The organism is Chroococcidiopsis cubana SAG 39.79, assembly GCF_003991895.1.
Taxonomy (GTDB): Bacteria; Cyanobacteriota; Cyanobacteriia; order Cyanobacteriales; family Chroococcidiopsidaceae; genus Chroococcidiopsis; species Chroococcidiopsis thermalis.
Genome location: NZ_RSCK01000010.1, coordinates 37,465 through 62,736, shown reverse-complemented (window position 1 = coordinate 62,736; position 25,272 = coordinate 37,465). Strand labels below are relative to the sequence as shown.

19 protein-coding genes are annotated in these 25,272 nt (G+C 43.9%); all 19 read right to left on the bottom strand.

All coding sequences use genetic code 11. From position 1 onward, the window contains the following. Nucleotides 1-23 precede the first annotated feature (23 nt). A complete protein-coding gene (gene glf / locus DSM107010_RS09060) occupies nt 24-1,160 on the bottom strand; it encodes a UDP-galactopyranose mutase (protein ID WP_015155145.1) in 1,137 nt (378 codons plus the stop codon). Between the two features lie 463 nt (nt 1,161-1,623). Next, on the bottom strand, nt 1,624-3,903 hold the full coding sequence (locus DSM107010_RS09055) for an NACHT domain-containing protein (protein WP_127022801.1): 2,280 nt from the start codon (nt 3,901-3,903) through the stop codon (nt 1,624-1,626). 85 nt (nt 3,904-3,988) lie between these two features. Next, nucleotides 3,989-5,380 (bottom strand): alkaline phosphatase family protein, encoded by a 1,392-nt coding sequence (locus tag DSM107010_RS09050; RefSeq protein WP_106167519.1) that lies wholly within the window; start codon nt 5,378-5,380, stop codon nt 3,989-3,991. Beyond that, complete coding sequence (locus DSM107010_RS09045) at nt 5,380-6,000, bottom strand: glutathione S-transferase family protein (protein WP_106167518.1); 621 nt, start codon at nt 5,998-6,000, stop codon at nt 5,380-5,382. The genes DSM107010_RS09050 and DSM107010_RS09045 overlap by 1 nt, the downstream gene beginning before the upstream one ends. Before the next feature lie 146 nt (nt 6,001-6,146). Further along, nucleotides 6,147-7,373: a metabolite traffic protein EboE gene (gene eboE, locus DSM107010_RS09040; RefSeq protein ID WP_106167517.1), complete on the bottom strand. Its 1,227-nt coding sequence runs from the start codon at nt 7,371-7,373 to the stop codon at nt 6,147-6,149. Nucleotides 7,374-7,614: 241 nt separating this feature from the next. After that, nucleotides 7,615-8,790, bottom strand: coding sequence for a 3-dehydroquinate synthase (locus tag DSM107010_RS09035; RefSeq protein ID WP_106167516.1), 1,176 nt, complete (start codon nt 8,788-8,790; stop codon nt 7,615-7,617). 104 nt (nt 8,791-8,894) lie between these two features. Continuing rightward, nucleotides 8,895-9,596, bottom strand: coding sequence for a DsbA family oxidoreductase (locus DSM107010_RS09030; protein WP_106167515.1), 702 nt, complete (start codon nt 9,594-9,596; stop codon nt 8,895-8,897). 82 nt (nt 9,597-9,678) lie between these two features. Beyond that, complete coding sequence (gene tyrA, locus DSM107010_RS09025; RefSeq protein WP_106167514.1) at nt 9,679-10,521, bottom strand: bifunctional chorismate mutase/prephenate dehydrogenase; 843 nt, start codon at nt 10,519-10,521, stop codon at nt 9,679-9,681. A 92-nt stretch (nt 10,522-10,613) separates the two neighbouring features. Beyond that, nucleotides 10,614-11,525, bottom strand: coding sequence for a UbiA-like protein EboC (gene eboC, locus DSM107010_RS09020; RefSeq protein ID WP_106167513.1), 912 nt, complete (start codon nt 11,523-11,525; stop codon nt 10,614-10,616). Nucleotides 11,526-11,664: 139 nt separating this feature from the next. Then, nucleotides 11,665-12,606, bottom strand: coding sequence for a TatD family hydrolase (locus DSM107010_RS09015; protein WP_106167512.1), 942 nt, complete (start codon nt 12,604-12,606; stop codon nt 11,665-11,667). Between the two features lie 53 nt (nt 12,607-12,659). Continuing rightward, nucleotides 12,660-13,358: an EboA family metabolite traffic protein gene (locus DSM107010_RS09010; RefSeq protein ID WP_106167511.1), complete on the bottom strand. Its 699-nt coding sequence runs from the start codon at nt 13,356-13,358 to the stop codon at nt 12,660-12,662. A gap of 189 nt (nt 13,359-13,547) precedes the next feature. Continuing rightward, nucleotides 13,548-14,708: a scytonemin biosynthesis PEP-CTERM protein ScyF gene (gene scyF / locus DSM107010_RS09005; RefSeq protein ID WP_015155134.1), complete on the bottom strand. Its 1,161-nt coding sequence runs from the start codon at nt 14,706-14,708 to the stop codon at nt 13,548-13,550. Nucleotides 14,709-14,741: 33 nt separating this feature from the next. Next, nucleotides 14,742-16,148 carry a ScyD/ScyE family protein gene (locus tag DSM107010_RS09000; protein ID WP_127022798.1) on the bottom strand — a complete coding sequence of 469 codons (1,407 nt, stop codon included), beginning with the start codon at nt 16,146-16,148 and terminating at the stop codon, nt 14,742-14,744. An 82-nt stretch (nt 16,149-16,230) separates the two neighbouring features. Then, nucleotides 16,231-17,697 carry a ScyD/ScyE family protein gene (locus DSM107010_RS08995; protein WP_127022796.1) on the bottom strand — a complete coding sequence of 489 codons (1,467 nt, stop codon included), beginning with the start codon at nt 17,695-17,697 and terminating at the stop codon, nt 16,231-16,233. Nucleotides 17,698-17,812: 115 nt separating this feature from the next. After that, nucleotides 17,813-18,763: a scytonemin biosynthesis cyclase/decarboxylase ScyC gene (gene scyC / locus DSM107010_RS08990; RefSeq protein WP_106169476.1), complete on the bottom strand. Its 951-nt coding sequence runs from the start codon at nt 18,761-18,763 to the stop codon at nt 17,813-17,815. A gap of 106 nt (nt 18,764-18,869) precedes the next feature. Then, entirely contained in the window at nt 18,870-19,922 is a 1,053-nt protein-coding gene (gene scyB, locus DSM107010_RS08985; protein WP_015155131.1) for a tryptophan dehydrogenase ScyB, read from the bottom strand. 94 nt (nt 19,923-20,016) lie between these two features. After that, on the bottom strand, nt 20,017-21,921 hold the full coding sequence (gene scyA / locus DSM107010_RS08980) for a scytonemin biosynthesis protein ScyA (RefSeq protein ID WP_106169478.1): 1,905 nt from the start codon (nt 21,919-21,921) through the stop codon (nt 20,017-20,019). Between the two features lie 379 nt (nt 21,922-22,300). Next, complete coding sequence (locus DSM107010_RS08975) at nt 22,301-23,113, bottom strand: response regulator transcription factor (RefSeq protein ID WP_199197612.1); 813 nt, start codon at nt 23,111-23,113, stop codon at nt 22,301-22,303. A gap of 865 nt (nt 23,114-23,978) precedes the next feature. Next, entirely contained in the window at nt 23,979-25,223 is a 1,245-nt protein-coding gene (locus tag DSM107010_RS08970; RefSeq protein ID WP_106167980.1) for a tyrosinase family protein, read from the bottom strand. Nucleotides 25,224-25,272: the final 49 nt, after the last annotated feature.

The following is a 25,272-nucleotide window of genomic DNA, read 5'->3' as shown; positions in this document are numbered from 1 at the left end:
TTCCAATTCCCCCACACGCCGTTCTAAACGCGCGCTAATTCTCGATTCGCTTTTTCTGACGTATCGTCGCCAGCTTCTACGATTTTCTTGTAGACCATCAGCGCTTGAGCCACTACTTGATCCATGTTGTAGTACTTATAAGTTGCTAGCCGTCCTACAAAATGTACTTCTGGTGTTGCATCGGCTAACGCCTTGTATTTTTTGTAAAGTTCGGTATTTTCCGGTCGCGGTACGGGGTAGTAAGGATCGCCCTGGGCGCGAGGAAACTCGTAAACGATACCTGTTTTTAAATGTTCTTGCCCGGTGAGGTACTTGAACTCTGTAACGCGAGTATACAGGTGTTCGTTAGGGTAGTTCACGACGGCAACTGGCTGATGCACGGGCGTATTGATAGTTTCGTGCTTGAATTCCAAAGAACGGTATGGTAACTTGCCGTAGCGATAGTTAAAGAACAAGTCAATGGGACCTGTATAGATCATCTTGCTAAACGGTATGACATCCAGAATTTCTCTGTAGTCAGTGTTCAGCATCACCTTAATATTGGGATGAGATAGCATCTTCTCAAACATGCGGGTAAAGCCGTGTAGTGGCATGGCTTGATAAGTATCTGTAAAATACCGATTATCGCGGTTCGTGCGCGTCGCCACCCGGGAAGTCACCGACTTATCCAGTTCAGATGGGTCCATATCCCATTGCTTGCGCGTGTAGTTGCGGAAGAACTTTTCGTAGAGTTCTCGACCGACCTTATTCACGACAACATCTTCAGAAGTGCGAATGTATTCTTTGGGTTCTGCTACCGAGGCAAAGAAATTTTCCAGCTCAAAAGAAGTGAGACTCAATCCATACAGCCGATTTACCGTATCGAGGTTAATTGGAATCGGGACTAATTGACCGTCTACGCTAGCCAGTACGCGGTGTTCGTAAGACCGCCACTGAGTAAATTGCGAGAGGTACTCGAAAACGTCCCGAGAGTTTGTGTGGAAAATGTGGGGACCGTATTTGTGAATCAGAATACCATCCTCATTGAAGCAATCGTAAGCATTGCCACCTATATGCGATCGCGTATCAATTATCAGAATTTTTTTGCCTAACTGACTCGCCAGTCGTTCTGCTAAGACGCTACCTGCGAAACCCGCTCCCACAATTAGGTAATCAAACATTACGATCGATAGCTCCTTTTAATTTCCATTTTCTGTAGAATTCGATATGAAATATCTCAAAATCTTTGAAACATTTTTGCTGCTCGTAACAATCGCTAAATTAATTGATTCAGCATCACTAGAAAAGCAGTTTGGTTAACCAGTCTCACCTTAGTAGCTACCTCTCACGCCCTTCTATCATATTTCTATTTGCTATTTGCGATCGCACATATTCAGTAGGCTATATAGTTTTCCTACAAGCTCACTTCTATCGAAAGGGTGAGATTCGCAATATTTTTAAGTATATTAAATTACGCTAGAATCAAATCTATTTTTTGTTTACTATTTACCAATATAATTGATGAGATGGTAGTTATATACTCCAAATCGTATAGCGATCGCGATCGCTCAATTCTATGTTTGGTAATCAATTATACAAACCCTGAGTTGGCGCGAAGCTGCAAAAGTACCTTGACTCAATGTCCTAATCACTAGTTTCAATTAATGGTAATAACAGCGTATGCTCGATTTTTTCTCGAACTTCACGACTCACAAATAAACTAGTAGTTAAACATTTTGCCAATAATAAATTAGCATCATAATATTGTTTCAATATTTGTTTCTGTTGCTGGCTGAACTGCCAATTATGCCCAATATTGCGTTTTAACCGGATTCGTTGTTTTAAATGCTCCGTCCAAGCTTTACCATTAACTTGCCACCACTGCTGAAACTGTTGTTTGTTTCGACCTAAGTTGGATAACTGCTGTTTCATTTTTTGCAACTCTCGTGCTAGCTCTGGTTCGCTATTACGAGCGCGAAATATTGCCCGGTTTAATACTCTTTCAATCATGCGTTCTGGATCGGAAACGCGATGTATAGATTCAGGCAAAAGCAGAGTGCGATCGAGAGCAAGATCGAGAGCAAGACTAGGTTCAAGAGTGCGATTAAAGTTAACTTCTAAAGTTCTAGAAATCTCAAAAGTACTACCAAAAAGAGATAAGATATGAGCGAGCGCTAAATCGTAATAAAAAGCTTTAACTGTAGCAGATTTGCTATTAACAGATGCAGCGGCTTTGCAATTCACCCACTGTAAAAATCTTTGCAAGCTGGGTTCTAATATTAAATTATCAGTTTTTTGCTTCATCATCAATAGGAAATAATCAGCATTTTTTAGCATTCCTACAGTTAATAAAGCAACCTCTCGCCATCTTTTATCTGTAACTAGGCGATCGCTCAGTCGTTCTAACGTTAAATTTAATGTTTGAGGCGGAGACTGAGCAATTTTTCTAGCTGTAAAGTACTCTTGAAAAGTTAAATGAGAAAATGAATAAATTCCTCGCGCTCGTTCTACCAATAGTCCATGTTGGGCTTCAATCGACTGGAGTATTGCTGTACTATCGCACAAATCTATTTTTTCTCCCTGCAAGACGGATTCTACATAGTTAATAATATACTGCTCTAGTTCTTGCTGTTTTAAAAAGTATTCACCTTTGACAAAAGAAGTAAATGCGATGTGACTGAGTAATTCTTCTTTATGTTGCGTTGATAAGTTTTGATAAATTTGTTTCCGTTCAATGTTGCGTTTAGCATCCCACTTTCTTAAAAGAAGATCTACCCCTTCTCGATAAATTTCTAATCGACTAGCAGGAAGATTAGTTTCTTCAAAGATCGAGCATAATAAAGTAAGTAGTAAGGGATTATTTGCCAATTCTCGAATCGACGCATTACACCTTAGTGTCTGTAAGAACTTGGGTATTTTATCTGGTTTTTGAGCAAACCATTTGCTAGCAAATTCAGCAATATTATTATCGTTAAAGTCTCCCAACTCTACTTCTACAAATTCTTCAATAGTAAACTCTTGAGCTGCTGTCCGACAAGTAATTATAAAGCGATTACGGTCGAACTGATTGTAAAAGCTATTAATTGCAATTAAAACTCTTTCGCTATCTATATCTCTAACTTCGTCAAGTCCATCTAATAAAACTAGCATTCTACCTTGTACTAGCAGATCTTTAGCAGCATTTGGTTCGACTCCATAATTATCAAAAATTGTTGAAATCCACTCTAATAGCGTTGGGTGATGTTCTAATTCGGTAAAAACTTTTAAGCTAATAAAAACTGGGATCAGATCCTCAAATAATCGTCCTTGAATACACTGAATTGCGATATATTTTAAAAAGGTGGTTTTGCCAGAGCCAGGGTTGCCCAAAATCATCAGTTTGGGATATTTTTCAATCGCTTTTATGCCTGGAATTAGCTGGGAAATATCGGGATAAAAATGCGAGCGTTTCGAGTGGCAATCGAGACGAACACTTAGTAAATCGTTGATGCTTAAGCGTTGGTTTCTACCAATCTTCTCTAAAACATTTACGTTAGTAAAAACATCATTTAATTTAGTAGGCTGAGACATATTCAGGATGCGCACGATACCGCACTTCGATTCAATATAGGTGCGTGTTTTTTGCCTAACATCTTTTACAAGCGTCTCAACATCATCTTTTGAGGTAACAATCAACTCCTCTAAACTAAATTCATCATCTGGTATTTCCGCGATCGCTTGCCAAGGTAATTGTAACTTCTGACAAATTTTGTGAAAGTTTTCCCGTCCAATCGGTTTACCAACGAAAAATTTTTGTACCGTAGCGCGAGAGATTTCCAATTCATCAGCAAGAGAAAGTTTAGACTCAAAATTGAGCAGTGATTGGTTAGCGCGACTAATACCGATAGTAGATGCTTTGAGCGATCGCCCAGCCCTTTTTCCCATTACAAAAACCTTTATCAGTTATCAGTTATCAGTTATCAGTTATCAGGGAACGGGGAACAGTTATCAGTTAATTCTAACTTACGACTTACGACTTACGACTTACGACTTCTTCAAGATGCTGAAGTATTGACCAAAAAACTTCTGTTGGTTCGAGTACTTCGCGATCTTCTAGCAAGTCAGGTTTTTGTGTAATCAAAAGTGGACCTTCACTCAACCCTGTATGCATACCATGACAACCACCGACAAGCGATCCATCTAGAGGAATAACATTCATGAGGTAGCGGAAACCTAACTGCTTTTTGAGCAGAGTTAAGCCTAATTTCGCTCGGGGAAACTTGAGCTGAGGATCGAGAAACAGTTCGACGGGATCGTAACCGGGTTTGCGGTGAATGTCCACTGTCTTAGCAAAATCGGGAGCGCAGCTGTCGTCCAGCCAGTAATAATAAGTAAACCAAGCCTTCGAGTTGGCGATCGCAATGAGTTCCCCCGAGCGCGGATGATCGAGATGGTAAGCTGATTTATCTGCCTCATCTAAAACTCGCTCGACACCCTCCGTTGCTTCTAGTATGTCGCGTACCTTGGGGATGTAGGCTGGATCGTTAACATAAACATGGGCAATTTGATGGTCGGCAACCGCAAAGGCTATACTTGCACCAGCATCCAGTAATTCCCGCCCTAATTCTTCTCGTACTGCTAATAAACCATTTTCCCGCAGGATTCGATTTAAGTGAACGGGTTGAGACACGGATGTAATCCCGTACTCGGACACAACTATAACTTGAGTGTTGCGCGCTTCATAGAATTGAATCAAATCGCGACAAACGGTATCAATTTCTTGTAAATCTTTTGCCACCAAACTTGCATCAGCGCCGTACTTTTGCAAGCAATAATCTAAATGAGGCAAATAAACCAGCGATAATGTGGGGCTATAGCGATCCTCCACCCATTTTGCTGAATTAGCAATCCATTGGGTAGACGCTATCGAAGTGTTAGGACCCCAAAAATTAAATAAGGGAAATTGACCTAATTCAGTTTGAAGTTGCGATCGCAAGTTAGCTGGCTGGGTGTAAATATCGGGAATTTTTCGACCATCAGCAGGATACATCGGTCGTGGGGTAACGGCATAATCGACCGTGGAGTACATATTGTACCACCAGAACAAATTCGCGCAGGTAAATGTAGGATCGTACGAACGCGCCACTTCCCAAATTTTGGGAGCCTGAATTAATTTGTTAGACTGTCGCCAAAACTTGATTTCGCCCTCGTCCCGAAAATACCAACCATTACCGACAATGCCATGTTCGTTAGGATATTTCCCTGTTAAATAAGTCGCCTGTACCGAACAAGTAACCGCAGGTAACATCGATTTAACAGGAACGACTCGCCCTCGCGCCGCCCAGTTGGACAAAAACGGCGTATGCTGTCCTAAAAGGTTGGGTGTTAAACCGACAACGTTGAGTACAACAGTTTTTTTCATTAGCATTTAGCTTTATGTCGCGACGCGATACTTTTTTGAAATGCCGCTCTTGCAGTTAACCTTTGCACGTATTCCAAAACAGCAGGATATAAATTTAAATCTACCTTGGACATTGTTTGCTTGATATCGTTTACCACATCTGGATAAGCGCTGACATCCATTCGCATCATAATAGGAATATAAGCCAAGAGCGCACCCACTGCTACATCTGCTATAGTAAAACGATCGCCTGTTAAAAAAGGTTGTTGTTGAAGAATTTGATTAATCGCTGTTAATAATTCTGGGACTTCGTGGAGATTTTCTTTAACAAAAATTGCCGACGAAAGTGTAGAATTACCGAATAAAATCCATTGATTTAAGAGCGATCGCCGTTCAAAAGTTATAGGTTCGCCATACTTTTCGGCAAGATACAGTAATATCGCGCCAGATTCCCATAATTGAAAATCTTCATCTGCGATCGCTGGTAATCTTCCCATCGGATTGATATTCAGAAATTCAGGCTGTTTGTGGTCTTGAGCCTGCATATCTAACTGTATGTATTCATAGGGAATCTGCAATTCTTCTAAATACCATTGCACGATTGAAGCACGGCTAAGAACGCCACCGTAGAGTTTTAGCATGATTAGAGGAGAGTGGAAACTAAAAAGGACAAGGGGGAACTCGGGGACCCCGCGACCGGAGGGAGTGGGGATTAGGGGGCAAAGGGGGACAAGGGAGCCGAGGAAACTATGAGCAACTACCAACTACCACTGATAACCAATAATTGTTAACTAATAACTGTTAACTGATAACTGACAACTGATTCATATTCGCGTTGAATTGAGCTGACTAAATCTAGTTTCATATCTTCTGGAAGAACATCCCAGGTGTAGGTTTCAATTTCTAAACAGCTGCAAATGCGATCGCGTTGCAATAGTTCGAGTACGGTTTTAATGTGGTCTTGGGTAGACTGCAAAAATTGATAGTCGCGAATAAAAATCGGGACGTGAAAGTGAATCCGCAACTCGCAAGCTGGTATTTGCTCTAAATCGGGTAAGGCAGTGACTAAATCGGAATATCGATAAAGTTTACCATTGCGATCGCGGGCGATCGCTTGATGGAGATAGGTCGATTCCGCAAACGGACGCAACTTTTCTACAACCTGACGACGCTGTGCAGCTGGTTCGGGAACGATTAGCTGTAAAGCAGAACTGAGTTGAATCTTCCCAATTTGAATTCCTGCGGCACGAAATCTTTGAAATACAGTCGCAGGTTCTTCATATTCCACGGCAAAATGGCAAGTGTCGTAACAAATTCTGACGTGTTCTAGTAAGTGTGTTTCGGCTGCGGCTAAAGAAGTGCCTAATTGCTTTGCTAAATATCTTCCCCCTACGGGCAAAAGTTGTGTCTGGAAATAATTAATCACTTCGGCAGAATTTTCAACTAATCCATCCGGTTCTGGTTCTAAATCTAGATGCAACAATTTACCCGTTTCGGCACGAACACGCACCATTTCTGCAACAACTTGCGCAATGTGAATGCTGGCAATCCTGTAAACAAATGCGCGAGTCGTTGAATTTTCTTCAAACCAGGGTTTATACGATAGTGGTAATGTGGAAATACCACCATCTATCCCATCTGGCAACAACTCCGCCAGAATTCTTGTCAGTCGCAACGTGTAATTCAACCGCTCTAACATAGACCAATCGGGAGCATAAACCCGATCTTTCACCACTTGATGATGAAACCCGCCATAGGGAAAGCCATTCAAGGTAAAAACATATAAATTGCGATCGCGCAGCCACGAGCGTAATTCAATTAGATTATTTTCTACTAATAGTTCCCTAGCCGCCACATCTGCCAAACGCAACCCAATCCCAAATGGTTTTTCAGGAGCCAGCCGTTGCTTCAATGCGGGAATGTACTGCTGGAGGTTAGCAAAAACTTGGTTCCACCCCTCACCAGGATGAATGTTAGTACAGTAGGTTAAATGTAAATTACGATCGATTTTCATTAGTGGTAATTGGTAGTTACGCGATGTGGAACTTTACTCTTGTTCCCCCCTTTCCAAGGGGGGCTAGGGGGGATCTCTTCGCAAATACCATAGTTTTCCGATCCCCCAACCCCCTTAAAAAGGGGGCTATAAAAAAGTCGCACATGGGGTTAGTTGGTAATTGGTTGCTCCCTTGTCTCCCTTGTCTCCCTTGTCTCCCTTGTCTCCCTTGTCTCCCCCCTCTCCCTTGTCTCCCTGCTCCCTACTCCCTACTTCTGTCAGCTAAAATTGCGATCGCTTCCCCGTACAACAGCGGATCGACTTCGTGAACTTCAATTCCCTGTCCAAGCGCTTGTAGTAACATCAGAGTTAACTCGCCGCCCAAATGCTCTCGAAACTCGGTGAGTCCCTGAAATAAGCAGTCTTGTCTCATTTGGGGGACGTATAAGGCAAAGCCTAGCGCCTCCAGAAGATCGAGTATCTGTTGCCACTCACCGCGCGAAAGTAGCCCTAGTAGATAAGAATAGGTGCTGTCCAATGCGATGCCGATCGCGACTGCTTCCCCGTGGCGCAAGCTGTAGTCAGTCAATTGCTCTAGTTTGTGCGCAGCCCAATGACCGAAATCTAGAGGACGGGACGAACCCATTTCAAATGGATCGCCACTGTTAGCTATATGTTCTAGATGCAACTGAGCGCAACGATAAATTAGTTGTTGCATGGCATCCATGTCTCGCCGCACCAACGCAGGAACAGAGCTAGCGATCGCGTCAAAGAAGCTTGCGTCTTTGATTAAAGCAACCTTGATTGCTTCGGCAATCCCCGATCGCCAATCGCGATCGTCCAAGCTGTAGAGAAAGTCGCAGTCATTTAAAACAGCATAGGGAGGCGCAAACGTGCCGAGAAAGTTTTTCTTGCCAAAGGCATTAATCCCATTTTTAACCCCTACACCAGAATCGTTTTGAGCTAATACGGTTGTCGGGACTCGGATGAGACGAACGCCTCGGTGAGCGGTTGCGGCTGCATATCCTGCCATATCCAATACAGCACCACCACCGATTGCCAATACATAAGAGTGACGGCATAAGCCAGTTTGGTGAATTAGCTGTTGAATTTGTTCAATTGCCTGGGGATCGTTTTTGGTAGCTTCTCCACCAGCAACGACTTTCACAGCAGCTAGCTGGAATGCATGGTTATATCGCCGAGCATAAGTAGATAGTTGGGCAATCAGATCTTGATGCTGAGATACTAATCCCGCATCGACGATCGCAATTGCTTGTTTAGGACTATTTTCACTAGCTGTCATCACCCGTGCTAACAACGGATTATCTAATTGAAACAATCCTTTAGTGAAATGCACTTGATAGCGAAAGGTAACAGATACACGTTGATGAATTGGTTGCAGACTGTAATTAGTCTGACGCTGAATTTCGAGAATCATGTGAGGAGTGAGGTGTAGTGCGTAGTGCGTGGTGCGTGGGGAATTAGTAATTAGTAATTAGTAATTAGTCATTGGTCATTGGTAGTTGCTCCCGAGCGATATCTTCACCGACTCCCGACTCCCGACTCCCGTACGGGCGCACAGCTGTGCGCCCCTACAACTTCCGACAAATTACTTTTTTCCATTAATGCAGCGCGAGTCATGGCTTGTTTGAATACTTCGACTGAGTGAGAACCGTCAACTCTGACTTTGTTGTTAAAGATGAATAATGGCACGCTGGTAATTCCATTTAGCCGCGCAAATGTTGACTCAGCAATAACTGAGTTAACTAACGCATGACTGCCTAAAAAATTACGCAGCTTATTTGTATTTACGCCAACAGAATCGCCTATAGAAATCAAAGTTTCTCGATCGCCAAGATTGAGGTTACGTTCAAAATAAGCTTGATAAATTGCTTCAACTAAAGTTGTTTTGAGATCTTCGGGTGTTAAAGCAACTAATTGATGAGCAAGAGTTGTGTTAACAGCCAAAGATATCTGATTAAAATCTAGCTTAACTCCTGCTCTCTCACCTACTTGACGAGTGCGATCGAACATTTGCTGTAGTGCTACTGCTTCGATTCCTTTTCTTGCCTGCATAAAGCTACGAAACTCATATCCTTCTGGCGGAATGGAGTTATCTAATAAGAATGGATGCCAGCGGATGCGAACAGCTTCACCATGCCATTGAGCGATCGCATCAAACAAGTGTTTTTTGCCAATCCAGCACCAAGGGCAAGCAAAATCATGAAAAATATCAATAAGCATAGGGGTAATGGGCAATTGGTAATTTGTAAGTCGTAAGTCGAAATTAATCGATTGCTTTGTAGAGACTTTACATGTAACGTCTCTACAACTGAGTAGCCGCGATCGCGTATTCTTTCTGTTTGGTGGAAGCCAGATTTTCTTGAGTCAAAAAGCTTTGGGCAATTTCAAATTCTCGGATTAATGCCGAACGGTCTTTTTGAAGAATAAGTTCTGCTAAACGGCTGTAGGTTTGTGCTAATCTCGCGATCGCTTCACATCTTTCTTCTGTGGCTAGCATAATATCTACGCATAAAGCTGGATTTTGCGCGAATAAGCGATTAACAATCTCAATTTCTTGCCGATAACTAGGAGTTGACATTAATAAGCTTCGATCGATATCGGTATTTTCTGCTGACAAGAACGCACCGCAACAAAATCGAGAAAAGTGTCGCGTTGCTTGGATCGTTACCATAATGCGATCGTGTTCTTCAGGTGTGCAGCTAATTAATTCGCCACCGCGATCGGCAATAAAATCTAATAACCACTGAAATATTTCGTCGTTTCGCCCAGAACAAATAACGACTTTTTGTCCAGCAAACGATTTAACGCTAGGACCAAACATCGGATGCAATCCCATCACGGCTCCGGCATGACTCGCCAGCATTGCCTGTACGGGTTGAGCTTTGATACTTGTAATGTCAGCTAAAGCTGTAGTTGGCGACAGATACTTGGCTGCACGTTCGATAACAGCTACTGTCCGTTCGATGGGAACGCTAACTATGACAAGTTCTGCTTCACCCAGCAGTTGACTGGCTCGATCCCAGTCCTGGTTTCCCAAACTACTGACTTGATGTCCGGCTGTAGACAGCTGATGGGTAAAAAACTGACCCATTCTACCCCTTCCACCAATAATCGTTATTTTTCGAGATCTATTAAAATTTGTCATTGGTCATTAGTCATTGGTCATTTGTTATTGATTGACTGTTAATTGATAACTTTGTAGAGACGTTACATGTAACGTCTCTACACTGACCGACTTCATGTCACAGCAAATATTTGTGCGAGTGCGATCGAAATAGGTAAAAGACACAAAACGAATAAGCCATAAGGCAAACTGGCGAAACCAGTGGCAATTGTTGCATCGAGAATGACGAGCGATAGTATGCCCGATCGCACGGCATTACGGATCTGTTCTGGGGTGGGTTGGCTTACAGCTTGAATAACGGGTGGTAATAAGTAGCCTGTAAATAGAGCGATCGCGGGTAATGCTGTGAGGATGTGATAATTGGGCAGCAGCTCTAATCCGAATAGTGCGGTAATGACTGTAATAATTAGTAAAAGCGCGATCGTCGGAGTATTACCTTTAGCTCCATGCACTTCACCCTGGCTGAGGCTAGTAATTGCAGCAATGTAAAAAATCGGAATAAGTGCTAAAAACCAATATTCACCAACTATTGCAGGCACGGCACTCATACCGAGGAGGAGATTGCCACCACGACACAAACCCATATTCAGCGCCCCTACTAGAGCCTGATGTTTGCCTAAACTGTCATACACGACTGCCCCAACTGCAATGCAAATAGCCAAAATTGCACTTAGAAAAGAGACTTGAGCAGCCGCGACTATACCAACAAGTAACAGCACGCTAGCTAGTGTAGCCGCGCTTTGACGCGATGCTCTCCCACTAGGGATAGGTCTTTCGGGTCGCTCTTTATTATCTAGTTCGGCATCAAAAACATCATTAAACACGACTCCACCACCATACAAACCCGTAGTCGCTAACAGCAACCATCCGAGTGCCTCCAATTCTAAAGTTCCAGCTTGAATCACCATAAAGCCAGAAATCGCAAATCCAGCCAGAATATCTGCCCAAGCAGTGACAATATTAGCTGGACGCATCAACTGAAGATATGCCCAAAGGCGATAGGAATTTAAACTTGTGGCACTCATAAGGGGTGAGGAGTGAGGGGCGAGGGGTGAGGGTAAGAAAGGGACAAGCGAGACAAGGGAGCAGGTGCGCAGGTGAGAGACAACCAACAATTAGCAATTACCAATTACCCACACCTGATAACTAATAACTGATAACTGTTTACTCGATCAAAATGCATTCTCTGCTCGATCTCACGGTTGGTTCTTGTCCGCGTAGCACTGAGTTACCGTTAAACATGTGTCGCTGATCGATCGCATCTGAAGCCAGCCAGTCTGTTTCTTGTATTTGTCCGCTTTGGCTATATGCAGCTAGGGCATTTTCGTAGCAAACTGCTCGAACGTAAGTCTCTGGAATTCCCCGTTCTCGCATCAGTTGGGCAGTTTTGGGCACGGCAAGCGGATCGCTAATGCCCCAGTCAGCACTGCTATCGACAATAATGCGATCGCAACCGTATTGCTTGACAATTTCCACCATACGTGCATTCCCCATTTTGGTTTGCGGGTAAATGGTAAAAGCTGCCCAGAATCCCCGATCTAAAACTTCCCGTACTGTCTCTTCATTGTTATGGTCAATAATGACCCGTGCTGGATCTAAGCCATGCTCGACGCAAGCATCCATACTACGGCTCGTTCCTGCTTTTTTGTTGCGATGGGGCGTATGAATTAACACCAGCATATCTAGTTCTTTCGCTAGTTCTAATTGCAGGCGAAAGTATTTGTCTTCGGCTGGGGTTTGGTCGTCATAACCAATTTCGCCAATTGCTACCACACCTTCTTTGCAAACGTACAGTGGTAACAACTCCATCACTGCCTCGGCTAGAGCTTCGTTATTAGCCTCTTTCGGATTGATGCCGATCGTGCAGTAATGTTGAATGCCAAACTGACTCGCGCGAAATCTTTCCCACCCTACCAAACTATTAAAATAATCCTGAAACGTGCCAACGTGGGTGCGAGGTTGTCCCAACCAAAAGGCAGGTTCAATCGTCGCCACAATCCCTGACTCCCGCATAATTATGTAATCGTATGTAGTGCGAGCGGTCATGTGGATGTGAGGATCTATATAGAATTCGGAATTCGGAATTCGGAATTCGGAATTATTCATAATTTATACTCTTTTGTTGTTGCTCATTGGTCATTAGATATTAGTTTTGACTTTTAGCTTTTGACTTTTGACTTTTTCACTAATTCCCACAATTCGGGAGATACCGAGCGGTTAGCGGCTTGGCGTTCGCTGGCATAATCGACTAACATCTTGGCTAGTTCTGGATTGGCACGGCGATCGAGTCCTTGAATTAAATGCAGTGGACTACCAACAAATAATGCTTTCAATATCATTTGATTCCAAGCAAGATTGTCAAAATACTCGGCTGGATATGGATTTTGTAAGGCTACAGCATTAAATACATCAGTCATGTTGCTGCGTACTCCCTCAGCCGCCCGCGCTTTCAATCGCTCTGGGTAAGATAGCAATGGTAGAGCTTGGTAGAGTGCGACTAACTCCCCTATATCAGCAGCAGTAAAGACTTGCTCTAACGTTTGCAAGTATTGTGACTCGTCATGCTGTGGTAGAGCTAGGACTAGGAGTATCCGCGCAGCTCGCTCTACACTCCAATCGATCGGAAACCAACCTTTTCGGGCGATCGCAGCTGCTTGCAAGTCAGATGGCGTTAACTGCAAGCTGTTTTTGCCCGTATAGCGCGGCGTAGCACTAAAAGCTGTAAAAAATACTTTTACAGCCGCTCCTTGAGCAATTTGCGATCGCTTTTCCTCCAACCAATTCAAACCCGCGCGATCGACATTCCGCTCCAACCAACTATGAATTAAATCAGTGATGCTAACTTGTGTTGTAGTCATTGGTAGTTGGTAGTTGGTAATTGGTCATTGGCGATCGGTATTTGTAGGGGCGGGTTCACCAACAATCTCTACTTTTATTTCAAGATCTCGTCAAACCCGCCCTAACACCGCGACAATACGATTGTTCAGATGAATTTGATATTAATTAGTAATTGTTAATGGCTGATAATTGCCATTACCAATTCCCCATCACCCATTACCCATTACCTTTTTCAACTTGACCGCAGCAACGCCAGCACCTAAAACAGCTACACCCAAAAATGCAGAAGGTTCGGGAACTTCAGCAGATGATGAGGAGCTATCTACAACATCTAACACTTGGACGCGACCTTGGAAAAAGTCGCCAACATAAAGCTTGCCATCTTTCAAGTCCGAACCTGCCGTCCAGTTAAACTTACCAGGTTCGAGATCTAAGGGATCGCCATAGGGAGAGGGTGCGCCTAACGATAAAGGTGGTACGACATTGCCATTTGCATCGCGGGCAGGTTCGCCAAATGCACTTAGAAAGTTACCATTTTTATCGAATACTTGAACGCGACTATTGATAGAATCCGTCACGTAGAGATTATCTTTCTCGTCCACTTCAACATCGATTGGCTGATTGAATTCTCCCTCTCCAGTGCCTTCTTTGCCAAAAGTAAGCAGCGCGTCACCTTCTGGGCTAACGACTTGAATGCGGTTGTTGAACTGATCGGTCACAACTAAATTTCCATCAGACCTGACTGCTATGCCTGACGGTCCTTGAAATTGTCCAGGTGTAGTTCCACTGCTGCCAATAGAACCAGTAACCTCGCCACTTGATGAATTAAATTTCAAGATGCGATCGCTACTATAATCACCCACGTATCCATTGCCTTTATTATCGAATACAATGCCCGATGGTCCAAAGAAAGGTCTGCCTTCAATAAGTCCGCTAAATTGACCTTGAGCAATGGAATTGACATAGTTGCCTTGCGGATCGAAGACGTTAATCCGGTTGTTGTTAACATCACCCGCATACAAATTCCCAGTATTTGGTTCAAAGGCGATCGCTGATTGTCCGTCAGATTGCCCAGGTCCGCTACCCGTACCGCCAATGCCTTGAAGATAATTACCTTGGGAATCGAAAACTTGGATTTGATCGGTTACGTCATTAGCTACGAAAACATTTCCTGTTTCTTCCTGTACTGCTACGCCTTGGGGAATGGCAAGCGTACCTGGAGTGAATGGAGTTTCTCCTGCGGCAAAGTTGGCTGGTCTACCGATATCACCCTCATATTCTAAGGTAATGGAAGCGTTAGCTTGGGTTGTGGTGGCGATGACACATCCAGCAGTAGCGATCGCGATCGAGAAATTTCTAAATAAACTCATCTGTCTGACTCCTCTTGCCGAGCAAATGTATGATTATGTGGTATAAATTGCGGACTGAGATAAGGTTTGTTCTAGTTCTGGTGCGATCGCTTCTCGATCTTGTTGCTGTTTGCGATTGAACCACGTACCACCGCCTATAACACCAAACAAGAGCAAGCCCAAAATAGAAGAAGGTTCGGGAACGGCTTCTGCTGTAACACCAGTACCATCAACGCGAAAAACTTCCCCGTTTCCTGGACCAACGCCTTTGTTTGTGACATAAATTTGACCGTCAGAACCAACTGCGAGACCAGTAGCCGACTCCAACCCTTCACCCGCACTCACCAGAACTGTGCGAGTCCCATCAGGCGCTACTTTGATGAGAGAGCCTGGTAGTTGAGTTATGTCTTTACCCTTCCACTCAGCTTCATCGGTGAATTGTAAGACTAACAAATTGCCGTCTTTATCGAACTTGATGTCGGTAATTGCGTTAAACCCATCAGCATAAACTTCTAGTTCGCCCTTGTCGTTAAGGCGGTAAACTCTTGCTCCACCTTCTGCATAAGGATAACCCGTGTATTCGCCAAGATATGCAGCACCATCGGGTCCAATGGTAACACCTGTCGGTACTGCTTGAACCTCTGCCTCCGTCTCGGTTTGTCCTGGTAGTCGAAACGGCTCCTGTCCTGGTGGAGCGGGTGGAAATTCTGGGTTCTCTATGGTTTGCCTGGGTATTGGAATTGCTTTGGTATCGCTACCGTCGAGTTTCACAGTATACAAGACGTTTGCGCCGCCATCAGCAACATAAGCAGTATTACCACTAATTGTCATATCGTAGGGATTGCTAACTACATCTCCCCCATCTGGGTTATTGAGAAGTTCGTATTTGGCAAAATCGAAAATAGGTGTCAACTGTTGGGTGTTCAAGTCAGCTTTGTACAATTGTCCTAAGTCAGGAGTATTTAACAATCGATCTGCTGGAACTGGAGCAAAAGGACCTTGCTCTGGTGAAAGTGGAATATTAGTTGAAAGGGCATTTAATTCTGGATCGCGGTTGCCTGGGAAACCAGCATACCCAGTCAGAAGATAAGCATCACCGCTTGAGTCAAAACTTAGTTCTTGAGGACCAGCTCCCTGATTGCCAGTTGGCTGTAACGCTAGAGATTCAAAATTCTCAAAAAGACGCTCTTGCTGACCATCCGGTGCAATTTTGGTGACTGAGCCAGTATTCCCAGCACATATTAGTTCACCTTGCGTACTAGGCGAGCCTTGACAATTTCCATCTCCGCCAGAACCTGTCTCTCCCACATAGATACTACCATCAGAACCAAAGTCAATTCCGCGTGGTTGATTAAGACCATCAGCAATTGGTGTTAGCGATACAGCTCGTGCTGCTTGCGGTCCAAAGATAGTGGCAATACAAACAGTTATAAATGTAATCGTAATCTGTTTGAGTTTCATACTTTTGGCAACCAAGTGATAAGTGGAATGAGAATTTTCAATACCCCTGATGAAGACACCAATAACTATTAACAATGTTGCCCTAATCATCCAAGTCACTAGCGAACTTTACTTCACTTAGTAGCTGCTGGTTGCGCTTGCGCTTTAGCCAAGCACCGCTACCTATCGCGCCAAATACGACTAAGCCCAAAATAGATGAAGGTTCGGGAACGGCTGCCGCAGACCCGACACCATCAACTCGTACGAGTTCCCCCGTACCTGGTCCAACCCCATTGTTAACGACATAGATCTCACCATCAGGACCAATATTCAGACCCGCAGCCGAGGCGAGTCCTTCACCCGCAGCTACAAGAGTCGTGCGCGTACCATCAGGAGCAAGTTTGATTAGAGACCCTGGTAGATCTTGTAAGCTCTGACCACCACCTTTCCACTGGGCTTCATCAGCAAATTGCAACACCAGTAAATTACCGTCTCGATCGAATTTGATATCGGTAATTTGCGTAAAACCATCAGCAAAAACTTCTGGCTCACCGTTCTCCCCGATCCGCCAAACTTTTGCTTTACCTTCGGGATATGGAAAGCCCGTGAGTTCGCCAGCATATACGGCTCCATCAGGACCGATATCTACACCTGTAACTACCGATTGAATATCTACCTGGCTTGGTATTTGCCCTGCTGGTGGTCCAGATGCCTCTTGCTCGGCTGGTACGCCAGGAATCGCATCTTGTCCTTGCTGTCCGGCTGGAGGTTGCTCTTGCCCCGCACCTGGAATAGATACATTTGGGGGAAATTCTGGATTTTCTAAGGTTTGCCCAGGAATTTTAGTTGCTTTAGTCTCGCCGCTATCAAGATTCACGTTCCAAATAACGTTAGCACCCCCATCACCGATATACGCAGTATTATCTTTAATCACAAAATCATAGGGATTGCTAATTACATCGCCGCCGTCGGGATTACTTGTAAGTTCGGCTTTCGACAAATCGGCAACCTCTGTTAAACTACCCGTGTTTAGATCTGTTTTGTACAATTTTCCCAAAGTAGTCGTGCCTAACACTTGGTCGGGCGCAACTGGAGGTGCAGCCTGCTGTTGCTGAGAAGGGAACTGGATGTTAGTAGAAAGAGCATTTAATTCTGCATCTCGGTTGGCTGGATTACCAGCAAAACCGGTCAGCAGATAAGCATTACCACTAGAATCAAAATTGAGTTCTTGCGGACCTGCACCTTGCTCTTTGGTTTGTTGTAAGGCTAAAGATTCAGTCCCGTCGATAACGCGACTTTGCGTTCCGTCAGGCGTAACTTTTGTGACTGAACCAGTGTTCCCCTCACAAATTAGCTCAAATTGGGTACTAGGAGACGGTTGACACACACCATCACCCCCTAATCCTGTCTCGCCTATGTAGGCATTACCGTCAGAGTCAAAACTAAGACCCCGTGCATTGTTGAGTCCATCAGCGAGTGTTGTTAATGACGCAGCTCTGGCGGCTTGCGGTCCAAAAACAAGGGCAATAGAAACAGTTATAAGTGCAATCGTAAGTTGTTTGAGCTTCATACTTTTGGCAACTAATTAGTAAATGAAGTGAAAAATTTTAATGCCCCTGATGAAGACACCGAATCCCTTTTCCTCAATTTAAAAACAAAACGCGATCGCGCCTTCTCGTATTCTTCTAAGCAGAAGGTAAAAGATAGCTCATCCCTCTGGCAAAGGTGTCAAAATTACCAGCTTTAGCTTCTAGAAAACGCTTAATATTCATACTTTCAGCGCCAAAGTCCTCTACTTTTAATTTACCGTGACGCGGAGCTTTGCCGACTTCCCAGAAACTAATGCGATGTTGGATACATCCACGGGCTTCTGAGTTACCAAAGGCATAGGCACAAGGAATCAGAATCACAGGACTGCGCTGAATAAAATTGTATTCAGGATAAAAATAATCCTGTTCTACAAGGTAGTAATTCTTGAGATCGTGGGTGCGAAATGTAACTTTTACTTTCTGGTTATATTCATCTAAGAATTCACCAGATTCGCTACTGACTTCACCATCCGCTCGGAGTAGATGCGCCCATTCATCTAAATTACGTAAATCTCGTAAGTAGGCGATCGCAGTATCAAGCGGCGCGTCAATGTAAATCGTATCAGTATCAATTTTGTAACGTCCTTGAGCTGCTTGAGTCTCGCCAGCATTGCGTTCCAAAATTGCCTTGAGCGATCGACATTCAGATGTATGAACTGTATGAATTCCCTCCATAATCATTGGAGTTCGGCGCGCTGGATCGACAAAACTCAACCAGTGAAAATAAACTCCTTTCTCATCTGTTCCTGGCTCTACATATTCGGGTGGAAATAATAGAACAGGATACACTTGAAAGTATTTTTGGTACTCAAAGCCACAGTGCCATTCTATACCGAAAAAAAGCGGATTTTCAATCTTTCTAACGTGGTAGAAAAGATCTCGTTGATAGCCAGAAGCAGTTCCTCGCCAGGTATTCTCATCGATCTGTTCGATCATCCGGCTAAAAAGAGTCCATTCATCCAGATTCTTTAAACTACAAAGATAGTCAAAAGCTATCTCTGGTGAAGTCGCAATATAAGCTGACGTAGCAAACGTATTTTTTTCCATCCGAATTGAGAATTACTAATTGGTTATTTGTCATTTGTCAGTAGCATGTAGATACTGATAACTTTATAAAGACGTTACATGTAACGTCTTTACACTGAGAACTGATTTACGCCGCGATCGCAAGTTTTCTTGCTTTTAATATCCGTTCTTCTGCAAGACGCTTAGAAGCATCTTGAGTTGTGATATTTTCTGCTTTTGACTTGGTGAAAATTTCTAGCAAAGTATCGTAGATGCTATGAATTTGTTTTAAGTAACTTGCCTCATCTGAAAATGTAAGTTCGTGGTAAACATTAATTAAGCCGCCAGAATTAATTACATAATCGGGACAGTAAATAATTCCTTTTGATTTCAGCATTGCGCTGTGAATGTTCTCATCTTGCAGTTGATTATTAGCACAGCCTGCAATAATAGAAGCTTGGATTAAGGGAATTGTCTCGCTATTAAGAATTGCTCCCATTGCACAAGGAGCAAAAATATCAACGTCGAGTGAATATATGTCTTCAGGTTCTACAACTTTTGCCCCATAGAGTTGCTTAATTTCCTCTGCTCTATTGTGATTTAGATCCGTGACAAAAAGTTTTACCCCACGCCGATGTAAATAATCACACAGTTTTCCGCCAACATTTCCTAATCCTTGAACGGCAACTCGCAGTCCGTTCAAATCTTGTTTGTTGAACTGAAAGAAAACAGCAGCTTGAATTCCTAAAAACACTCCTAAAGCTGTTGCTGGAGCTGGACCACCAGCTTTTCCCGTTAATCCAACAACATATCTAGTTTCGCGCCGCATCTCCTGCACGTCTTCAGGACAAATATTCACATCTTGACCTGTAATAAAACGTCCTTGAAGACTATCGACAAAACGCCCATACGCCCTGAGCATTTTGTCTGTCTTCTGGTCGGGATTGGCAATAATTACTGCCTTGCCACCACCTACTGGAATATTGGCACAAGCAGCCTTATAGGTCATACCGCGACTCAGACGCAGAACATCTTGTAAAGCATCTTCTTCACTAGCATAAGGAAATAGCCGAGTTGCGCCCATCGCTCGTCCCAAACTCGTGTCGTGGAGAGCAATTATGGCTTTAAAATTCAGTTCTTTATCTTGAAAAAACAGGACTTGCTCGTGTCCCATTTCTTTAACGGTCTCAAACAGCTTCACGCATCTATCCTCAAATTAGGGGCTGGGGACAATTCAAGTTGCAAGTCGCAAGTCGCAATTAACTAGCTACTAGCCACTAGCCACTCACTATTCACTATTCGCTAATCATGGGGAATGAAACTTGTTCTTTAGCAGTTGATTTAACCCCTTGCGCTTGCAGGCTCTTGTTACGTCCGCCGGAAGGTGCGAGTCGCGAAGGGTCGATGATGACATCGACGACAAAAGGAAGAGGAGAATCGATCGCGCATTGTAATGCTGCTTCAAGCTCAGACTCTTTTTCGATGCGAATGCCATCAGCTCTCATCCCGCGGGCGATCGCCACAAAATCGACTTGGGGAATCGTTGCATCTGCACCTTGCAGTTTCAACATCTTCATCCCCTGTTCGCACATATTGTACCGTCCGTCATTCAGCACGATCCAGATAGCAGGAATTTGATACTTGACGGCAGTGTTCAACTCGTTATTCATCAGCATTGAACCGTCTCCAGTGATGGCAACGGCTTTACTCTTACGTCCCAAGGCTATACCAATCACACCTGCGACCATATGTCCCATCGAACCAACTCCGGTGCTGACTCGATAGCGATTTGGTTTGTCAATTCGCAACATGTGCGTTGCCCAAGTAAACGAATTCCCAGACTCAGCCGCGATTGCCGCATTGCTACCTTCAACCATCACCTTTTGAATTGCTGCCATCAAGACTTCAGGTCTAATTAAATCGCTAGTTGCAGCGGTAATTGTTTCTGGTTCCGGGTGGGGTAGCGTTCTATTTGCGCGACTTTTCAGAGTTGCAAAGCTTTGCGTCTTGTCTAAGTACTTGAGCAGCGATCGCAAAAATGCACCGATATCAGCTTGGACTGGTACTGTTTCAGCTGCTGGATAAGCAACTCCTGGAACTACTGGATCGATGTCTACATGAATAAATCCTCTCGCAGGAACCATCGTCGGATTCCAAAATGAAGTGGGTTCTCCTAATCGCGTTCCCAGTACTAAAGTTCGCAATGGTGGAGATTCTTGCATGTACTTCAGAACTGAGGTGTGACCACCTAAGCCTGTAACGCCAACAAACTGTGGATGGTCTTCGAGAAAGATCCCTTTCCCACGGGGAGAACACATCACTGCGGCTCCGGTACGTTCGGCTAGCTGATAAATCTCTTCAGCAGCATTTCTCGCGCCAAAACCCACCCAGATCGCAAAAGGTGCTTCGGTTAAAAGTTGCACGCAATGGGCGATCGTTTCCTCACTGGGGGTTATGAGAGCGTGGGAAAGGTCTAACTGAGGCAATGGTATGCTCAGACTGCTAGTTTGTACGCCTGTCGGAATACTCAAATGAGCGACAAAACCGCCAGATTGTGACAGTCCGAGGGCAAGTTGGCGGGAAATTTGCGGTAATTGCTCGGCACACTCAAGTGTAATCGCGTAGTCGAACAGCACTCCTGGGGTAAAAATTCCCGCTTGTGGCATGGTGTAGGTGCTAGTTTCTTGTATTGCCCAGCGTCCGCGCTGTGCGGCAGAGGTACAAGCTGAGATTAATATAACTTTTGCTCCTTCTCCCCGCCCTGCTAGCAATCCCGTTAGCGAGTTCGTTAGTCCCGGTCCGGCAGTGGTAAAGACAACAACGGGGCGATCGCTAGCAAAACATGCTTCTACAGCTGCAAAAGCCGCTCCTCCTTCGTGACGGCAGTGAATCACCTGGATGCTGCTATTAGACAAAGCACCCCAAATGGTTGCCATTGCACCTCCAGCAACTCCAAAGGCATATTTGAAGCCTAAGTCTGCTAGCATCTGCGCGATCGCATCTGCAACTGAGGGCAACACAAGCATCTGAGTACTAGTATTGTTATCTCCCGGCTTGGCTGCGATGTTGCTGGAATCTTTGGAGTTGTAATACTTATAGCTAGGATCGAGAGACGATGCTGATTCGGCGCTACCAGTGTCTGGATGGAATGTGGTTTCTGAGTCGATAGAAGGAGATGAGCGAATGTGGTTGTCGGTCATTGCTGTTTGGGTGATAGGATTTTCAGCACGTTCCGATCGCGATCGAATCGTCAGAACGTAGAAACTCAAACCTGGAAAGAAATATTAGAGCTGAAATTTGTTTCTAACTTCCGTTGAGTTGGAATTGCTAGTCAATTTAGATTAGCAATTGCTAATTTGCAGTCAGTTTCGTGTAGATGACTTCCAAATTCAACGCCAAAAAATAAGCCACTTTTAAGAGTTATGGTTTAGCTAATTGTCAGTACTGCGATCGCCGATAGAATCAAAATTATAAAGTGAATTGGCGAGGTACTAACCGAAAAGCTTACATAACGCGGCATAGTGGTTCCAATGAGTAATTTTTTGATGCGCTTGCCATTTCTTTTGATTTAGCTTAGATTTAGCTCGCGGCAACGCGACAGCGGTGTTCGTTTCTCCAAGCTTGAGGACTCGTACCGTAAAACTGACGAAAGTAACGACTGAAATGGCAAACGTCTTGATAGCCAATGGTTTCAGCAATTTGACCGATAGTCTGCTCGGTTTTTTGCAGCAAGCAAATTGCTTGCGCCATTCGGCGTTCTACTAACCAGCGATGAACGCTCTTACCAGTTTGCTGTCTGACTAAATTAGTTAAATAAGCTGGAGAATAACCCACAGCTTGTGCTATGTCACACAGAGTAATTGGTTGCCAGTAATTCTCTTCAATGAAGCGAAACACAGCTGCCATTTGAGAAGTTGCCGGAAAGATTGAGTGCAAAGCTGTAGAGTTTAAAGTTTCAGCAACCGCTGCTTTTGAAAGTGTCTGCCGATCGTTAGATGTATACCATTTCTGAATAGTCTCTCTCTTTTCCAGTTGGACGTTAATTGCTCTGAGTAATTCCTTTAAAGTACAAGGTTTAGTTAGATAATCATCTGCTCCTAACTCCATGCCTTTACGGATGTCATCTCGCGTTGTTCTACTAGTAACAAAGATGAACGGAATAACTGCTGTGGCAGGGTTTTTGCGGATGGCAGTTAGAACACCAAACCCATCGTATTCAGCTATTCTAGCAATGCCACACACGATTAGATCGGGTAATTGCTTTTGGACTTGTTGTATACCAACCGCACCATTTTCAGCACTAATGGCATGAAAACCTTTAGCCTCCAAACACTCTAAAAATAAATTGCGAGTTTGGACGCTCTCTTCTATCACCAGAATCTTTTTCACCATATCCTCTGCCATGAAAACGTTATTAACATGGGAAGGATTTATCTGAATGACACAGATCTGTCAAAAGCATTTTGCAACACTCTTGTCCTTCCATTGAATGCAAGAGTCGTTAAATTCGCTCGGTAATAACCTATTTAATTACAGTTTCAGAGCAGAGTAGCGTAGATACTACATATGTCCAATCCAATTTAGCAGACAAGCGTTTACTGTATTAAGTGTTACTCTAGAAAATACGTATTAAGCAACGGACTTAACACGGAAATACTTGAGAAAGCTGAACAAGTCACTAATCAAGAGCTTAACAGAGATTTTGTCTACCTGCGAAAGCCACTATGTGTAGTTTATGTCTGATTTATGTCTAACTTGTTTTTTTTTGATTCAGCTAGCAAATATTGATAAGTAATTACTATCAAAATGAAAATTCTTGTTTTTAATTAGAGAGTTGTTGTGCTGTATACGCAAATAATATAAACGCATATGCTCATGCTCGCTCTTATGTAAATTAGTGCGATCGAACACACCTTTAGAAACCATACAATCTCATGCTTTTGATAGACGCGGGATTAAGAATACAGTAGCTATTGTGTTGTTTGTCGTTGATTTGCGTGTAATCTTATCTAAAGTCTCAGTCAGAGTTCGAGTAGCAAACAATCATTTCTAGAACGCCCGATCGCGTTTACTGTATTAAAAGTCACTCAGATTCAGCCCAGAAAAACCTAAGATTCAGCTCTTCACATCACGACAAAAACTAAGTGATGAAGACAAGTTAGGTATAAAAAAAATTGACTAGTTTAATAAAAAATTAATTTCAGCAGCGCTATTGATTTAACACTGCTGCCGATCGCACTCAAAACGATCGCCAAATCTAACTTCTACGACTTAATTGCTGGAACTGCAATCGCCAAGCGATCGTAGCAAAGATAGTCAGACTCAAAACAGCTATTCGAGAGCTAGATCTAGAATTTGTCATCTTCAACGTGTCGTATGTGTAGTCATACTTAGTTAAATCTAATGTGTCGGCTGGGGTAACGATATCATTTGCAGATACAGCAGGTAATAAAGATAGTTGATCTCCCGTCCCTTGATTGGCTGGGGTTGATTCACCCCCATCCCAGGGCCACATGCGATCGCTCAAATTTTCCCCATAATGACCACCTTGAGCGGGATAATATTGACTACCAGCATGACCGCTTTGCTGCCATTCCGCCCAGAGTCGATCCACATTAGCATGGATTAACCAAAATACCGGATCGTAAATCGAACTCGCAAGAGAAGCCATTGTACCTAGAGGTTCGGGACGACCTACACTAGGGTCGAAATTAGCTCCACCCACAAAGCTATGAAAATAATTATGCATAAATACTCCAGTCGTTGGTTGACCGGAGGGATTTAATTGAATGAACCCTTCGATCGCTTGGCGAAAAGTATCGTAGTCGTTTGCAGCCAGAATGCGATCGACATCTGCTTGAGGCACTGGGTAGCTGTTGGTTGGCGGAAGTTGCATGAAGCGCAGTAGCACTTCACCCATCGGTTGTCCATCTGGTGTAATGTGCAATTCTGGGTACAAACTCCAGCCATTGGCGGCGCTAAAAGTACCGGGAACTGCACCACCCGAAAAATTGCCTGCGTTTGGAATTGAGATTGTGACTCCTTCGCCGTTGCCACCCGCAAAGTCATCTGAGAAAATTGCTGCTAACGCTTGGGGGTTCGTCCAGTCCCAATAAGGAAGCGTGACGTTAGGATCGACCGATCGCAAAGCTGTTTCAAATCGCCAGATAAATTCGCGATGCCAAGGTAATAATATCGAGCTTTCGTGAGCGCCATCATGCCCAGCTGCTGGACCTTTAGCATTGTTTGACATTAGCCCCATTGCCGCGACGTGTTGGGCGACAAACTCGTCGTAAATGCTAATTTGATGCTCGGGTAAAGTGGTATTTTTTAGGGTTTTAATTGCCTGGATGAAGGCTGCTTTCTCTGTAGAAGTGAGGTCAATAATATTTTTTCTGACGGCTATATTGTCGTCAGCACTGACAGAACTTCCCGATCCGATCGAAATAGCAATTAAACTCACAGCCAATAAGAACGCGATCGCGCGGCGAAACATCTTCATAGTCTTACTTTTTCTTCTCTTGCATTGCTCATCTGCTGAGGCAGTCACT

Bases quoted from the DNA above. Each gene is read 5' to 3' on its own strand.
- eboE (WP_106167517.1), bottom strand. From the start codon at position 7,373: ATGAAAATCGATCGTAATTTACATTTAACCTACTGTACTAACATTCAT.
- DSM107010_RS09050 (WP_106167519.1), bottom strand. From the start codon at position 5,380: ATGAAAAAAACTGTTGTACTCAACGTTGTCGGTTTAACACCCAACCTT.
- DSM107010_RS09055 (WP_127022801.1), bottom strand. From the start codon at position 3,903: ATGGGAAAAAGGGCTGGGCGATCGCTCAAAGCATCTACTATCGGTATT.
- DSM107010_RS09030 (WP_106167515.1), bottom strand. From the start codon at position 9,596: ATGCTTATTGATATTTTTCATGATTTTGCTTGCCCTTGGTGCTGGATT.
- DSM107010_RS08975 (WP_199197612.1), bottom strand. From the start codon at position 23,113: ATGGTGAAAAAGATTCTGGTGATAGAAGAGAGCGTCCAAACTCGCAAT.
- DSM107010_RS09010 (WP_106167511.1), bottom strand. From the start codon at position 13,358: ATGACTACAACACAAGTTAGCATCACTGATTTAATTCATAGTTGGTTG.
- DSM107010_RS09045 (WP_106167518.1), bottom strand. From the start codon at position 6,000: ATGCTAAAACTCTACGGTGGCGTTCTTAGCCGTGCTTCAATCGTGCAA.
- tyrA (WP_106167514.1), bottom strand. From the start codon at position 10,521: ATGACAAATTTTAATAGATCTCGAAAAATAACGATTATTGGTGGAAGG.
- scyF (WP_015155134.1), bottom strand. From the start codon at position 14,708: ATGAGTTTATTTAGAAATTTCTCGATCGCGATCGCTACTGCTGGATGT.
- DSM107010_RS08995 (WP_127022796.1), bottom strand. From the start codon at position 17,697: ATGAAGCTCAAACAACTTACGATTGCACTTATAACTGTTTCTATTGCC.
- scyC (WP_106169476.1), bottom strand. From the start codon at position 18,763: ATGGAAAAAAATACGTTTGCTACGTCAGCTTATATTGCGACTTCACCA.
- DSM107010_RS08970 (WP_106167980.1), bottom strand. From the start codon at position 25,223: ATGAAGATGTTTCGCCGCGCGATCGCGTTCTTATTGGCTGTGAGTTTA.
- DSM107010_RS09000 (WP_127022798.1), bottom strand. From the start codon at position 16,148: ATGAAACTCAAACAGATTACGATTACATTTATAACTGTTTGTATTGCC.
- scyA (WP_106169478.1), bottom strand. From the start codon at position 21,921: ATGACCGACAACCACATTCGCTCATCTCCTTCTATCGACTCAGAAACC.
- glf (WP_015155145.1), bottom strand. From the start codon at position 1,160: ATGTTTGATTACCTAATTGTGGGAGCGGGTTTCGCAGGTAGCGTCTTA.
- DSM107010_RS09015 (WP_106167512.1), bottom strand. From the start codon at position 12,606: ATGAATAATTCCGAATTCCGAATTCCGAATTCCGAATTCTATATAGAT.
- DSM107010_RS09035 (WP_106167516.1), bottom strand. From the start codon at position 8,790: ATGATTCTCGAAATTCAGCGTCAGACTAATTACAGTCTGCAACCAATT.
- eboC (WP_106167513.1), bottom strand. From the start codon at position 11,525: ATGAGTGCCACAAGTTTAAATTCCTATCGCCTTTGGGCATATCTTCAG.